Source organism: Derxia lacustris (assembly GCF_002105195.1).
GTDB classification, from domain to species: Bacteria; Pseudomonadota; Gammaproteobacteria; order Burkholderiales; family Burkholderiaceae_E; genus Derxia; species Derxia lacustris.
In genome coordinates, this window is the sequence record NZ_MUHU01000008.1 from 265932 (window position 1) to 280651 (window position 14720).

Annotated in this window: 12 protein-coding genes; 10 read left to right on the plus strand and 2 right to left on the minus strand. The window is 69.0% G+C overall.

Going from position 1 to position 14720, the window contains the following annotated elements:
* Positions 1 to 15: 15 nt before the first annotated feature.
* Positions 16 to 3345 carry an error-prone DNA polymerase gene (locus tag B9P64_RS07975; protein WP_139826196.1) on the minus strand — a complete coding sequence of 1110 codons (3330 nt, stop codon included), beginning with the start codon at positions 3343 to 3345 and terminating at the stop codon, positions 16 to 18.
* A 7-nt stretch (positions 3346 to 3352) separates the two neighbouring features.
* Positions 3353 to 3850 (minus strand): phage integrase N-terminal SAM-like domain-containing protein, encoded by a 498-nt coding sequence (locus B9P64_RS07980; protein WP_425387926.1) that lies wholly within the window; start codon positions 3848 to 3850, stop codon positions 3353 to 3355.
* Between the two features lie 370 nt (positions 3851 to 4220).
* Here B9P64_RS07980 and B9P64_RS24265 point away from each other — a divergent pair, with 370 nt between their 5' ends.
* From B9P64_RS24265 to B9P64_RS08020, 10 genes are all read left to right on the plus strand, one after another.
* Complete coding sequence (locus B9P64_RS24265; RefSeq protein WP_139826197.1) at positions 4221 to 4781, plus strand: hypothetical protein; 561 nt, start codon at positions 4221 to 4223, stop codon at positions 4779 to 4781.
* A 107-nt stretch (positions 4782 to 4888) separates the two neighbouring features.
* On the plus strand, positions 4889 to 5443 hold the full coding sequence (locus B9P64_RS07985; protein WP_084544889.1) for an NYN domain-containing protein: 555 nt from the start codon (positions 4889 to 4891) through the stop codon (positions 5441 to 5443).
* Between the two features lie 324 nt (positions 5444 to 5767).
* The gene (locus B9P64_RS07990; protein WP_235839926.1) at positions 5768 to 6247 is read left to right on the plus strand and encodes a toll/interleukin-1 receptor domain-containing protein; all 480 of its coding nucleotides are present in this window, start codon (positions 5768 to 5770) and stop codon (positions 6245 to 6247) included.
* 677 nt (positions 6248 to 6924) lie between these two features.
* The gene (locus B9P64_RS24270) at positions 6925 to 7728 is read left to right on the plus strand and encodes a hypothetical protein (protein ID WP_139826198.1); all 804 of its coding nucleotides are present in this window, start codon (positions 6925 to 6927) and stop codon (positions 7726 to 7728) included.
* A gap of 109 nt (positions 7729 to 7837) precedes the next feature.
* The gene (locus B9P64_RS07995; protein ID WP_028311086.1) at positions 7838 to 8743 is read left to right on the plus strand and encodes a hypothetical protein; all 906 of its coding nucleotides are present in this window, start codon (positions 7838 to 7840) and stop codon (positions 8741 to 8743) included.
* 66 nt (positions 8744 to 8809) lie between these two features.
* A complete protein-coding gene (locus tag B9P64_RS08000) occupies positions 8810 to 9367 on the plus strand; it encodes an ECF-type sigma factor (RefSeq protein ID WP_028311087.1) in 558 nt (185 codons plus the stop codon).
* A gap of 31 nt (positions 9368 to 9398) precedes the next feature.
* Positions 9399 to 12059: a serine/threonine-protein kinase gene (locus B9P64_RS08005; protein ID WP_028311088.1), complete on the plus strand. Its 2661-nt coding sequence runs from the start codon at positions 9399 to 9401 to the stop codon at positions 12057 to 12059.
* A 34-nt stretch (positions 12060 to 12093) separates the two neighbouring features.
* Complete coding sequence (locus tag B9P64_RS08010) at positions 12094 to 12510, plus strand: hypothetical protein (protein WP_028311089.1); 417 nt, start codon at positions 12094 to 12096, stop codon at positions 12508 to 12510.
* The gene (locus B9P64_RS08015) at positions 12491 to 13648 is read left to right on the plus strand and encodes a hypothetical protein (protein WP_028311090.1); all 1158 of its coding nucleotides are present in this window, start codon (positions 12491 to 12493) and stop codon (positions 13646 to 13648) included. The genes B9P64_RS08010 and B9P64_RS08015 overlap by 20 nt, the downstream gene beginning before the upstream one ends.
* Positions 13645 to 14628 carry a hypothetical protein gene (locus tag B9P64_RS08020; RefSeq protein WP_028311091.1) on the plus strand — a complete coding sequence of 328 codons (984 nt, stop codon included), beginning with the start codon at positions 13645 to 13647 and terminating at the stop codon, positions 14626 to 14628. Before B9P64_RS08015 ends, B9P64_RS08020 begins: the two co-directional genes overlap by 4 nt.
* The last annotated feature ends 92 nt before the right edge of the window (positions 14629 to 14720 follow it).

Below are 14720 nucleotides of genomic sequence, written 5' to 3' on the forward strand. Positions count from 1 at the left end.
GGCGCGGCACGGCGGTCAATGGAAGTCCCGGCTCTTCGCCACCAGCCCGCCCAGCAACCCCGACAGATCCTCGATGCGCCCGGCAATCAGATGCCTGACCGCGCCGTCGCTCTGCCAGTTGCCGATCACGCCCAGCAGCCGCGCCGACAGCAGCGCCTCGCGCTGCCGCTCGATCAGATCGGGCCGCACGATCACGTTCACCGCGCCGGTCTCGTCCTCGATCGTCACGAACATCGTGCCCTTGGCCGTGCCCGGTCGCTGCCGGCCCACCACCAGCCCGCAGGCGCGCGCCAGCTGGCCGTGACGCCAGAACGCCAGCTCTTCTGCGCTGCGATACCTGAGCGCGCCGAGCCGGTCGCGCAGCAGCGCCAGCGGATGCCGGCCGAGCGTGAGGCCGAGCGTGCGGTAGTCGTCGGCGATGTCGGCGCCCTCGCGCGGCGCGGGCAGTACCAGCGGCGCCTCGTCGATGCGTGAATCCTTGAGCATGCCGGGCAGCGGCCGCACGCCCGCCACCTGCCAGCGCGCCTGGCGCCGGTTGCCCGCCAGCGCCGCGAGCGCGCCCGCTTCGGCCAGCGCATCGAGCGCGCGCTTGTCCAGCTCGCAGCGGCGGCCCAGGTCCTCGACATTGACGAAGGCCAGCCCGCGCGCGGCCAGTTCGGCGCGCACCGCCAGCAGACGGCGCGCGGCGGCCTCCGGCAGGCCGGCGACCAGATGCAGCCCGAGCCGCACCGGCGACAGCGCCGGGGCCGGCGGCGCCGCCGCGTCGCTGCCGGCCGCCGCGGCGTCGCCCTCCAGCGCACTGTCCCAGTCGCTCGTCAGCACATCCACCGGCCGCACCTCCACGCCATGCCGCTGCGCGTCCTGCACCAGCTGGGCGGGCGCGTAGAAGCCCATCGGCTGGCTGTTGAGCAGCGCCACCAGAAACGCATCGGGGTGATGGCACTTGAGCCAGGCCGACACCCAGGCCAGCTGGGCAAACCCGGCCGCATGGCTCTCCGGAAAGCCGTACTCACCAAAGCCCTCGGCCTGCCTGAAGATCGCCTCGGCGAAGTCCGGCGCGTAGCCGCGCTCGACCATTCCGCCCACCAGCCGGTCGCGGAACCGGTCGACGCCGCCCTTGCGCCGCCAGGCCGCCATCGCGCGCCGCAGCTGGTCGGCCTCGCCGGCCGAAAACCCGGCCGCGATCATCGCGATCTGCATCACCTGCTCCTGGAACACCGGCACGCCGAGCGTGCGGCGCAGCGCCGGCTCCAGGTCGGGATGCGGAATGTCGATGGCCTCCAGCCCCTGCTTGCGCCGCAAGTACGGATGGACCATGCCGCCCACGATCGGCCCCGGCCGCACGATCGCCACCTCCACCACCAGGTCGTAGAACTTGTCGGGCTTGAGGCGCGGCAGCATCGCCATCTGCGCGCGCGACTCGATCTGGAACACGCCCACCGTGTCGGCGCGCTGGATCATCGCGAAGGTGCGCGCGCAATCGCGCGGCACGTCGGCCATCGCCAGCGGCCGGCCGGTGCGCGCCGCCAGCTCCAGCGGCGAGGGCGCGCCCGTCGGCGCCGGCCCGGCGCGCCGCAGCTCGCGCGCCGCCACGCATTCGAGCGTGCGGCGGATGGCGGTGAGCATGCCCAGCGCCAGCACATCCACCTTGAGCAGCCCGAGCGTGTCGAGATCGTCCTTGTCCCACTGGATGACGCTGCGGCCGTCCATCGCGGCGTTTTCCACCGGCACCAGCTGGGTGAGCTTGCCGGCCGAAATCACGAAGCCGCCGACGTGCTGGCTCAGATGGCGCGGAAAACCCACCAGCGCATTGGTCAGCTCGATCCACTGCCGCACCCGGCGCGACTGCATCGTGAAGCCGGCCGCCAGCACGCCCTCGGGCCGCACCTGCTTGCCGTCCCACCATTGCTGCGACTTGATCAGCTGCTCCATCGCCGCCTCGTCGATCTCCAGCGCCTTGCCCACATCGCGCAGCGCCGAGCGCGGCCGGTAGCGGATGACCGTCGCCGCCAGCGCCGCCCGGTCGCGCCCGTACTTGGCATAGATGTACTGGATCACCTCCTCGCGCCGCTGATGCTCGAAATCGACGTCGATATCCGGCGGCTCGCCGCGCTCCTTGCTGATGAAACGCTCGAAAAGCAGGCTCTCGGTCTTGGGATCGACCTCGGTGATGCCCAGGCAGAAACACACCGCCGAATTGGCCGCCGAGCCGCGCCCCTGGCACAGGATTCCGCGCGACCGCGCGAAGCGGACGATGTCGTCGATGGTCAGGAAGAAGGCCTCGTAGCGCAGCTCGCGGATGAGCGCCAGCTCGCGCGCGACCTGCTTCCTCACGTTCTCCGGCATGCCCGCCGGATAACGCCCGCGCGCCCCGCGCAGCGTGAGCCGCGCCAGCCAGCTGGCCGGCGACCGGCCCGACGGCACGATCTCGGTCGGGTACTCGTAGCGCAGCTCGCCCAGGCTGAACGTGCATTGCATGGAGATGCGCACCGACTCGTCGAGCCAGTCGGGCCGGTACAGCCCGCGCAGGCGGCGCAGCGGCCGCATGTGGTTCTCGGCATTGGGCAGCAGATGCCAGCCGCATTGCGGCAGCGACAGGCCGACGCGGATCGCGGTCAGCGTGTCCTGCATCGGCTTGCGCGAGCGCTTGTGCATCAGCACCCCGCCCGCCGCCGTGATGCGCAGGCCGCTCGCGCGCGAGGCCCCCAGCACGCCGTGCAGATGCGGCACCTCGTCGCCCAGGTAATGGCGCTCGGCCACCAGCCAGGCGCGGTCGGCGCCAAAGCAGCCGGCGGCCCAGCGCGCCTCGGCCAGCAGCCGGCGCGCCGCGTCGCGCGTGGTGCCGCGCACCGACGGCAGCATCAGCACCAGGCAATCAGGCAGGCCGCGCAGATGCTCGAAGCCGGGCGTGCGGCCTTCGAGGTCGGCCACGGTCAGCGCGTAATCGCCCTTGGGCGCCCGCATGCGCGCCAGCGAGATCAACTCGCTCAGATGCGCATAGCCGGCGCGCGTGCGCGCCAGCACCACGAGGCGCGGCGCCAGCGGCGGCAGGGGCAGCGGCGGGCCGAAGCGGGCCTCCTCGGCGATCACCACCGGCGGCGCGGCCGGATCGGCATCGAGCGCGAACTCGCTGCCCGTGATGAGCGGCAGACCGCATTCGCGCGCCGCCTCCCAGGCGTGCACCACGCCGGCCAGCGAGCATTCATCCGTGATCGCCAGCGCTAGATAGCGCAGCCGCCGCGCCTCGGCCACCAGCTCGCGCGGGTGGGATGCCCCGACGAGGAAGCTGAAGTTGCTGCGCGCGTGGAGTTCGGCGTAGCCGGGGAAGGGGGCGGGGTGGGGCATGGGCGGGTCAGGCGGGGAGGGCGCCCATGCAATCGCGCACGGTGATGCAGCCCCGGTCGAAGTCCACATCCTTCACGCGCAGCCGCAGGCATTCGAGCAGCCGCATGCCCGTGCCGTAGAGCAGGCGCGCAGCCAGCGTCGCGGGCGCGGCGGGCGGCATCGCCCCGAACAATCGCGCCAGTTCCTGCTGCGACAGCACCACCGGCAGCCGCTCGCGAGCCTTGGGGCGGCCGATGTCATCGAGCCAGGGCAGGTCAACGCCAAGCACCTGCCGATACAGGAACAGCAGCGCCGACAGCGCCTGCCGGTGCGTTGACGCCGATACCCCGCGATCTGCCGCCAGATGGGTGAGAAAAGCCTCGACCTCGCCGAGCCCCATCTCCCGCGGATGCCGCAGACCGTGGAAACGCACAAAGGCTTTTTCCCACAGGCAATAGGCGCGCTCCGTCTTGAGCGAGTAATGCAGATAGCGGATGCGCTCGCGTACCTGGTCGAGCAGGCGCACGGATTGCAGCGGCGGGAGCGCCGGCACGGCGCGCGGGCGGTTGGGACGGAAAGGGAGCGGCATGCGGGTGCTGTTGGTGCTGTTTTTAAAAACAGTACATGGTGCCAACGCATTGAAGCAACAGGGATTTCTGCGACCCGATGGGCGGTGTTATTGCGCAGGGGAGGTTTTATCGCGCACGGTCTGATATGGGCGCGGGATTGATGCTGGGTTTGAAGGTAGTTTTAGTACTAGGACTGAAATATCCATAGCGGCGAATGGCCGTGTCGAATCAATGGGTTGTGAAGTATGGTGCGGAGTAGGAATCGTGCTTGGCGGCGTGTTATCAGGCATGGCGTGCACGATAAAACTAGTTGGGGGTCACAAAGCCATGATTCGCTTTGCAGCACAGCTTGCGGCGATAGCCTTAGCCGGAATTGCCAATACTGCCGAAGCACAGGCTGGAAAGCAAATTTTGGGAATTCCTTTTGGTGAACCGCTACGTATGCAGAAGTGTCCGTCCAACACGGAAGCGGCAAAGGCGCCTTGCTGGATCGACAAGCCATTTATATACAAACCCACGGGCGGAAAACTGGGTTCTGTCCACATTCCAAAACCGGAAAGCAGGCCGGAATGGGCCGCTCACGCTTGGTTTGAACTATCTCTGGATAGACAAGACAAGGTGCAACAGATCAAAGTGGAAATTTTTGGGCCTGCCGATCGACAGCAAATCGCCAGTTCCATCAGTCAGCGCTTCGGAAGGCCTACCGAGAATCAACTCGACCGCAGCGATGTATCGTGGGTGAGCTGGTCTACAGCAGAAGGGCGCGTAGAGATGCGATGTCAAGAAAAGTGTTGGATCGAGTTCCGAACACCGTCTGAGCAACTCGCAAGAGAGGCTGAAAAGCGAGAACGCGAGAGAGTAAATGAAAATCGCCCCAAAGCTCCGTAAGCGAAAGCACCCTATGACGCCCAACCCGGCGTTCCAGCGGACCGCCTTCGGCGGCCGCTGAACTAGCACGTTGGGCGTCAAAAAACCATCTACCAACAGGGAGTCATATGAGTAATCCGCTTAACTTCACTTACGTAGACAACTCCAACGTCTTCATCGAAGGCAGCCGCGCCTCGGCTGTGGCCAAGAAAATGGCAGGTGCGGAGACGTATGTAGCGGCGATGAATAATCACGTCACCGACAAGTCTTGGCAGCCTGATTATGGTCGATTGCACGAGTTCGTTTGCGGAGATCGCTCCGAGATTGGGTGTGCGAAACTTTGGGGTTCGCCGCCACCATCGGATACGTTCTGGGACATGGTACGGCGCAAAGGATTCGAAGTAAAAACCTACGAGAAAAATTTCGCTGGAAAAGAAAAGAAGGTCGATGTAGCCATTGCCCATCAGATTACGAAAGACGTGTATTCTGGAAAAATCCGCAAAGGCATGGACGAGGTTACTTTGGTCGCAGGAGATAAGGACTTCGTACCTGTGGTGGAGGATTTGGTAGAAAATGGATACATCGTCCATGTTGTATTCTGGGACAACGCCGCCCCAGAACTCAAGGCAGCGTGTAGTAAGTTCACAAGCCTGAATCCTTTCCTACCTCACCTCACAAAATGACGCCCAACCCGGCGTTCCAGCGGACCGCCTCCGGCGGCCGCTGAACTTCAACGTTAGAGCGCACAGGAAACCACTCGGCATTCTTTAAATAAGGAAAACAATATGGCTCAATGCACGGCCCCCAGATACGGACATCGCACAGCGAGCGGACGCGCGAATTGTCCCGCTTGCGGTGGCGGCGGTTATCGCAGCTTTGGCGGGTACGCTTCCTACTCAACACCGTCTCGCTCTTATCCTGTAACTAGCAGTGGAGGCGGCGGAATCAGCTCAGGCTCATCTCGTGGCAGTGCGCGGCCGCGCTGGTCGAGGGCCGGATCGTCAGTGGTGTATACGCCCGCTGAGGTGCGATCTCTTACACCGATTCGAGAAAGCGTTGAAAGACGCTCTTCATTACCTGACCTCCGAGACGTTTTTCTGTGCCACGCCTGGGACGACCGAAAAGACGCGGCCAAAGAGCTGCATGACCTCCTCGAGTCCAATAACGTCACTGTTTGGTTTAGTGAAAAGGATGTCTTACTCGGCACAAGCCTTCTGCGCGAAATCGACAAAGGACTTGCAAAGTCTCGCGTAGGCATTGTTCTGGTCACGCCTTCGCTTCTGAAGCGCATCTCTGCAGAGGGCATTGCCGAAAAAGAACTATCGGCACTGCTGGCACGCGACCTATTGGTTCCAGTAGTCCATAACACTACCTACGAGGCGCTGCGCGACGTCAGTCCCTTGCTTGGGTCGCGTAGCGGTCTTAGCACTGCCGAAGAGTCAATGGCTGACATCGCGGCCAAGCTCGCCGAGCTGGTTGCTCTGTAGGACAAATAGGGTGCGTTCTAACTCGTCATTGCAGCGGACTGCCTTCGGCAGCCGCTGAACTCCAACTACAAGGACTTCCCTACAAGGGCTTCCCCGCCTGTCAAGAAAAAGCCGGCCCCGACCTGAATGATTTCAGGCGCACAAAAAACCAGCCATTGAATCACGGCATTCAGCCAATCGCTCAATAAAGACTGACAGCGTCGAATCGGCAAGGATAAGACTGCGAAACTACAACCGGTCTTTGCGAGGTAATCGAATCGCCTCTAGCCCTGATGAAAGACGCACGCAGGGGCTTCGATCGTTGGTCGGGCTTGGCAATTGCCCATCGACTGACTTAGAGCCGGTTTGAGAACTCAAAAGCAGCGGCCGGCAGTGTGACTTTAGCGGCATTTCTCAGCAAAATTGCCTAATTCTTGCGCAAAAACAGGGCAATCGAAGCTACGTCCAAGCCGCTTTTTTGACAACTAATTGGGTTTTCAAACGGGCTCTAAGGCCTGTGTGAAATCTCAATTGCGTGTTAAAAGACGTTCGAGGCGCAACTCTCACTCGCGCTCTGTGCAGCCGTTTCTGGATTTTCAAGCAAACTTCCAAGCGGAGCCTTGCCAGCCCGAGTTGTATTGCTCCAGCGTCAATCGCAGCCATGCTGAAAATTGGTCTTTCAAACGGTGGGTAATTTCATGCGTTTTCTATTCTTGCTGATGGCGATGCTGATGTTGGCAATGCAGGCCGCATTCGCCAATGAGTGGATCAATCATTACTACGAACGTCCGACACCCGAGCGCCTCGTGACCGAAGTGCGTGCATGGAGCAAATCGGGGCGAATGTCTGATCCGAAAACAAGCGGGGTTGTCATCGCATTTTTGGCTCAGGTCATGGCCTCCAATCCTGAGAGGATTGAGGGCTGGCTTGATGAACTCGTTGATTTGAATGGGCCTGATCGGCAAGTCTTGCTCACCGCGGCCGGTCAATCAGGCACCAAGGAAGCCCGTGCTTATCTGATGAGGCAGCCAGAAGGCAGGCGGTATCAAGGCAATGGCAGGGATTGGCGGGCGCTTGAGCCCGATAATCCGGTGGTGCTTGACATGTTATGGGCCGATTTTCTCGCGACCGGTGAGGCAGTTCCCGTGCGCCGTGTCGTCAAGGCGCTCAATTATGAAAAATATTCGGGTGCCATCGATCGGTATGCCAGTTCAAAAAAGACGGCGCAGGATCGCAATGACGCAGTTCTGGAAGCCGTGTTCAAGGCGGCTTTGTGGTCACTCAATAGCAATGCCCGACAGCATCGGCGGGTTCGCGACATACTTGAGCAAATGATTGCGACAGAAGAATTGACCTCGTCGGAACAGGCCTGCCTTGCAAGTCTGCTTTTGGCATTGATGCCCGAAAAATATGAAATCGTCCCGCAGGAAAATGGCATGCGGTCTTTCAGACGCAAGCCGGTGGATCAATCGGCGCCAGCTGGTCTGAGCGCCCCGCAATGACCGCGTGGCGCTTCACTGGCGTGCAAGCCGTGCGGCCCATGTCCGGATCGCCGTCCCGATTCCGTTCCCCCTGTCATGGCCCGCCTCGCGGGCGGCTCGGGGGACGGCGATGGATGGGTGGAGCAAGGCGGCGCTGACGGCGGCGGCGGTCGGGCTGGTGATGGCGGTGGCGCGGCGGCGGCCGGCGCTGGCCGGGCTGGTGGCGGCGCTGCCGCTCGTGACGGCGCCGACGCTGGCCTGGATCGCGCTCGATCACGGCGCGGCCTTCGCGGTGCATGCGGCGGTCGGCAGCGTGGCCGCCTGCGCGCTGCTCGCGGCCTTCGCGCTCGGCTACGGCCTCATGGCGCGGCGCGGCGGCGTGACGGGCGCGCTGCTCGGCGGGCTGGCGCCGACGGCGGCGCTGCTGCCAGTCGCGCTGGGCGCCGGCGCCCGGCTCGACGATGCCTTGCTGCTCGCGCTCGGCTGCACGCTGGTCGCGGAGCTGATGCTGGCGCGCCTCGGGGCGCGGGCCGGGCGCCCGGCAGGATCCGATGCGCGGGCGCAAGGGCCGGAGCCGCCGATCAGGGCGAGCGAGGCGTTCGAGGCCATCGAGGCCGATCCGCTGCCGCCCGCGCCGCTCGCGCCCGCCACCGCGCTGTCGATCGGCGCCTTTGCCGCGCTGGCCGACGCGGCAGGCCCGGCGCTCGGCGGTTTCGCCACCGGGCTGCTCGCCTCGCTGCCGATCGTGGGCGCGACGATGGTGGTGCGCGAGCACAGCCGGCGCGGGCAGGGCGCGGCGCGCCTCTTCCTGCGCGGCTATGTGCGCGGGCTGGTGGGCAAGGCCGGTTTTGGCGCGGTGTTCGCGCTCGGCTTGCCGGTGCTGGGGCTGGCGGCGACGCTCGGCCTGGCCTGCGCCGCGTGCTGGGCGGCGGCCTGGCCGACGCTGCGGCGCGGGCGTCGGCCGGCGTGCGAGTCGCGTCCGCCGGACGGTTCGCAACAAGAGCCGCCTGTTGCCGTCAAGCCGTCGATACGATGAAAAACCGGCTCGGACGGAAATTCGTCACGCCTATCATCGGCCGCGATCTGGTGGCAGGTGAGGGCAATGAGCGAGGTGACGGAACTGATTGGGCGGCTGCGCGGCGGCGACCGGGCGGCTTTCGATGGCTTGTATGCGCTGCTCTATCCGGAGCTGAGGCGGGTGGCGCACCGGCGGCTGGCCCGCAACGGTCACGACGGCGGCATGCAGACCACGGCGCTGGTGCACGAGTGCTATCTGCGCTTCCAGGGCGCGGGGCAGGTGGCGCCGGCCGATCGGTCGCACTTTCTGGCCTACGCGGCCAGCGTGATGCGCTCGGTCGTGGTGGATGCGGCGCGCACCGCCGCGAGCCAGCGCCAGGGTGGCGAGGTCGAGCATCTGCCGATCGACACCGAGCTGGCCGGCCGTCTCACCGATCCGGGCGCGGCCGAGGTGCTGGAGCTGCATGCAGCGCTGGCCGATCTGGCGCGGCTCGACGCCCGCCTCGCGCAGGTGGTGGAGCTGCGCTACTTCGGCGGGCTGACCGATGCCGAGATCGGCGAGGTGCTGGGCCTGTCGGTGCGTACCGTCGCGCGCGACTGGGACAAGGCGCGGCTGCTGCTCGCGCACGCCTTGCGGGCCTGAGCATGGCGCGCGACCTTGCCGCCGCCGCGCCATGACGCCGCTCGACGACCTCGCGGCCGACTGGCCCGCGCTCAGCGCGCTGCTCGATGAAGCGCTCACGCTCGCGCCGGCCGAGCGCGCCGGCTGGCTGGCGGCTCTCGGTCCCGAGCACGCCACGCGGCGCGCGACGCTCGCGCGGCTGCTCGATCGCCAGGACGCGATCGAGTCCGCCGCCTTTCTCGCGGCGGCGCCGGCCTTCGGCTTCCCGTTCCCGTCCGAGGGCGAGGCCGCGCCACCGCAGGACTCGGCCTCGGCTGGCCGTGGCGGACCGGCGGGCGCCGGCGCCGAGGCTGCGCGCGGCCCGGCACCGGTCGGCGCCGACGGCATGCGCGCGCCCCAAGCCGCGCCCGGCGCCGTCATCGGCCCCTGGCGCCTGCTCGACCGGCTCGGCGAGGGCGGCATGGCCACGGTCTGGCGCGCCGAGCGCAGCGACGGCCTCATGCGGCGCGAGGTCGCGCTCAAGCTGCCGCGCCTCGCCTGGGATGGTGCCTTCGCCGACCGCCTCGCCCGCGAGCGCGACATCCTCGCCAGTCTCGCGCACGAGCACATCGCGCGCCTGTACGACGCCGGCGTCGATGCCCAGGGCCGGCCCTGGCTCGCGATGGAGCTGGTCGAGGGCCAGCGCATCGACAGCTATGCCGACGCGCGCGGCCTCGACACCCGTGCCCGCGTCGCGCTGCTGCTCCAGGCCATGGACGCGGTCGCCCACGCGCACGCGCGCCTCGTCGTCCACCGCGACCTCAAGCCGGCCAACATCCTCGTCACGCCCGACGGACAGGTGAAGCTGCTCGACTTCGGCATCGCAAAGCTGCTCGGCGCCGACGCGGCCGAGTCTGGCGCCGAGGCCACCGCGCTCACCGAGCTGGCCGGCCGTCCGCTCACGCGCGAGTACGCGAGCCCCGAGCAGATCGCCGGCGCGCCGATCGGCACCGCGAGCGACATCTTCGGCATGGGCGTGGTCGCCTACGAGCTGCTGGCCGGCCGCCGCCCGTGGCAGCGCCAGGGCGCGAGCGCCGCCGAGCTGGAACAGGCCATCACCACGCTCGACGCGCCGCCCGCCAGCAGCCGCGCCCGCGATGCCCTGCGCGCGCGGGCGCTGCGCGGCGATCTCGACGCCATCCTCAATCGCGCGCTGCGCAAGGCACCGGCCGCGCGCTGGCCGACGATGGACGCCTTCGCGCGCGACCTGCGGCGCCATCTCGACGGGCTGCCGGTCGAAGCCCGGCCCGACCGCCTCGGCTATCGCGCCGCGCGCTACGTGGCGCGGCACAAGGTGCAGGTGGGCGCGGGCGCGGTGGCGCTCGCGGCGCTGCTCGCGGGCAGCGGCGTGGCGCTCTGGCAGGCACGCGAGGCCCGCGAGCAGGCCCGCATCGCGCGCAACGAGGCCGCCACCGCGCGCGCCGTGCAGGCCTTCATCACCGGCGTGTTCGGCATGAACGACGGCGACCAGGCCGACCCCGCCGCCGCCCGCAACACCACCGCGCGCGAGCTGCTCGACCAGGGCGCCGAGCGCATCGTCACCGAGCTGCGCGACGCGCCGGCCGCGCGGCTGCAACTGCTGGAACAGCTCGCGCGCATGTACGACGCCCTCGGCGAACCCGAGCGCCAGCTCCAGCTCGACAGCCAGCGCCTCGCCCTCGCGCGCGAGCTGCACGGCCCGGTCAGCACCGAAGCCGCGAGCGCGCTCGGCGGCATGGCCCATGCGCTGCTGCGCGCCGAATCGCGCGATGCCGCCCAGGCCGCGATCGACGAGGGCCTGCGCGTGCTCGACGCCCTCGGCGACCACGGCTCGCAGACGCGTTTCCGCGTGGTGCTCGAACAGGCCTCGCTCGACCGCCGCATGGCGCCCGCACGCGGCGTGGCGCCAGCGCGCGAGGCGCTGGCGGTGGCGCGCGGCCTCGGCGAGCCGGGGCTGGTCTCGCTCGCGCTCGGCATGCTGGCCGACAACGCCTACTACTCGGGTGACCCGCGCACCGCCGCCGACGCCTGGGCCGAGGCCATCGCCATCGGCGAGGCCGACCCGCGCCACGACAGCACCAACCTGCCGCTGTACTACGCGCTGCGGGGCCGGGCACTCGCCAAGCTCGGCCAGACCGAGGCAGGGCTGGCCAGCCTGCGCCGGGGCATCGAGCTGCAACGCGCGCGCGACGAGCCCGACGTGCTGCATCTGAACGAGGCCATGCTCGCGCGCGTGCTCATCGACCTCGGCCGTCTGCCCGAGGCGCTGGCCGTGTCGGCGCCGGCACACGCCTGGGCGCGCGGCGCGAGCACGAGCGAGTTCGGCTCGCTGCCGCTGGTCATCTCGACCACCCATGCCCGCGCGCTCGAACTGGCGGGCCGGCCGGTCGAGGCGCTCGCCATCCTCGACGACGTACTGGCGCGCATCGCGAAGATGGAGTCGGTGCCCGAGTTCGAGGTGCCGGCGCTGGCCTTCCGCGCCCGCGCCCGGACCGCGCTGGGGCAGGGCACGGCGGCCGGCGCCGACCTCGACCGCGCCGAGGCCATCGCCGAGCGCGAGGACTCGGCCGAGCTGCGCGAGCTGATCGCCCCCGAGCGCGAGCACTGGCGCGCCGCGCAGGCCGACGGACGCCGGGCGGTCGTGCCCGTCGTTGCTTCGCCGCCCGGGCTGGCGCCCGCCCCGCGCGCCCGGTGACAATCCCCCGCTCAAACCGGACAGGGAGCGGGAGATGAAGAGGCTTTGGCGTGGCGCGGTCGTGGCCGGCTGCTACGTGCTGTCGCTGTACGGCATCGTCGGCGGCGTGGCGGCGGCGATCCTGCCGGCGCGCGGCGCGACGGCCGTCGCGCTGGCTGGCGCGGTGATGCTGTTTGCCTGGGTGGCCCACATCGTCATGAGCGTGAACTGGGTGCTCGACCGCCGGCTCGGCCGCTTCCTGCCCATCGGCGGCACGGCGGCGGGACTGTTCGGGCTGCTGTACTGGCCGCTGTCGGGCCTGCTGCGCGAGCAGTCGCCGGCCTGGGACGCGCTGCGCTTTCTCGGCGTCGAAGCCCTGCTCGTGCTGCCCTGCCTGCTGCTCGCGATCCATCTCGTGCGTTTCCATCTCGACCGTCCGGCGCGGCGCGTGAATGGACCGCTCGCTGCTTGAACCGGTGGTCGTGCCGGCGCTGGCCTTCGTCGGCATCGCGGTCTGGCGCGCGCGCCATCCGAGGCCGGGCGAGCGCATGCCGGGATGGGGCGCGGCCGCGTGGTGGGCGATCGGGATGGCGATCGCGGTCGCGGTCGGCGTGGCGGCGGTGGGCGCGATCCGGTCGAGCGACGGCTGGGCTGCCTTCCTGCCGTTGCTGCTGGCGCTGGGCGCGTATGGCGCCGCGCTCGTCTGTCTGGCGGGCCTGACCTGGGTGGTGATCGCGCAGCTGTTCGGCCGCGAGCCGCCGCCGGTCCCGGCCTGGTTCGACGAGGATGACGATGCGCCCGCCGCGCCGCCGCCCGAGCCGATGGCGGCGCGGCTCGCGCGGCTGCGGCAGCGCTCGAAGGCGCCGTCCCCGTTGGATCGGGGGACGGGCGGCGCGGCGACGGCCGTGGCGGCACCGGGATGGTCCGGGCTGGCGGGATTGGGATCGGAGCCGAAGGAATCAGCGCTGGCGGTGGCCGGGCCGGACGAGACCTCGGCCATGCCTCGCGCCACCGTCGGTGCGCTTGCGGACGGCCCGGCGCCCTCCGCGGGTGCGACGGCCACCGTCGGCGCGCCAGCTGGCCGGACCGTCCGGCCGATGCCCGTCGTCGCCGGCCCGCTCGACCATCTGAGCTGGTTCGCCGTGCTGGCCACCCTGCTGCTCATGACGATCGGGCTCGGCAAGGGCGTGCTCGATGCGCTGCGCTCGGGCTATCTGCGGCTCGGGCGGCGATCGGCGGGGATGCTGTTCAGCCAGAGCCCGGTGCGCTTCGGGCTGACGCTGACGGTGATGGTTGCGTTCGCGGTCGGGCTGCTGCTGCTGTCGATGCTCATCTGGCGCGACGGGCCGGCGCTGCTCGCGCAACGCGCGCGCGAGCAGCGCCTGGCGCGCATGAAGGCCGAGTACCGGCGCCGGCCGACCATCACGCTGCCCGCCGCCCTGCTGCGGCTGGTGCTGGGCGGGCTGGCGATGCTGGCCTTCGCGCCCTTTGCCCGGCTGCTGTCGGCACTCGTCGGGCCGTCGTTCGGCGGCGGGTTGGCGGGGCTGTGGAACCTCGTCTTCCTGTGCTGGATCGGCCACGGCTTCTGGCGGCTGCGCGGGCGTCGATGATCGTCCCCGACCACTGGGCCGAGGCGCGTCTGCAGCACCGCGCCGGACGCCGCCGCATCACCGTGCGGCGCTTCGGCTGGTCGCAGGTCGATGTCGCCGACGCGCAGGCGATGGCTGACCGCCGCGCCGCCGAGGCGCTTGCCCGCCTCCTCGCCGGTGACGTTGGTGTCGAGCGCCGCGAGCGCCGTCTCGCCTACAACGGCGCCGACGGCCTGCCGATCCGCGAGGAGGTGCTGGCGCGCCACGGCGAGGCCGTCATCACGCGCAATGCCTATGGCGCGCGCTGCCTCAACACGCCGCATGCGCTGTTCGCCGACGTGGACTTCGCGCCGCGCTTGTCGCGGCGGGCGGTGCTGGCCTGCTGGCTGCTGCTCGCGCTGTCCGGGCTCGCGGCCGGGCTGTGGCTGCGCAGCGCCGGCACCGCGATCGCGGCGGTGATCGCCGCGCTGCCGCTCGGGCCGATGCTCGCCAGCCTGCTCACGCGCGCCGGCACCGCGCTCGCCGGTGGGCCGGAGCGGCTTGCGCGCCATCGCGCGGCGCGCTTCGTGGCCCGGCATCCGGACTGGAACCTGCGGCTCTACCGCACGCCGGCCGGGCTGAGGCTGCTGGCGACGCATCGCGGCTTCGACGCGCGCGAGGCCGAGGTCGCCGCCTTCTTCGACGCGGTGGGCGCCGATCCGGTCTATCGCCGCATGTGCATGCACCAGCGCTGCTTCCGTGCGCGGCTCACGGCCAAGCCCTGGCGCGCGGGCATCGCCACGCATCTGCGGCCGCGTCCGGGCGTTTGGCCGGTGGCGGCGGGATTCATGGTCGGCCGCGCCGAGTGGGTGGCCCGCTACGAGTGGGCGGCGGCGGGCTTCGCGGCCTGCCGATTCGTGAGCGAGATCGGCTCGGGCCGGGTGGACGAGGGCCTGCGCGCGGTGATCGAACTGCATGACCGCGAAACGCGCGCGCTCGAAACAGACCTGGCACTGGCCTGACGCGGCCGCGCGCGGCGGGCCGACCGGACCGGAGGCGGCGGCGTTGCGCGTGCGCATCGATGACTGGCGCCAGCATTGCGCCGGCCTGTGCG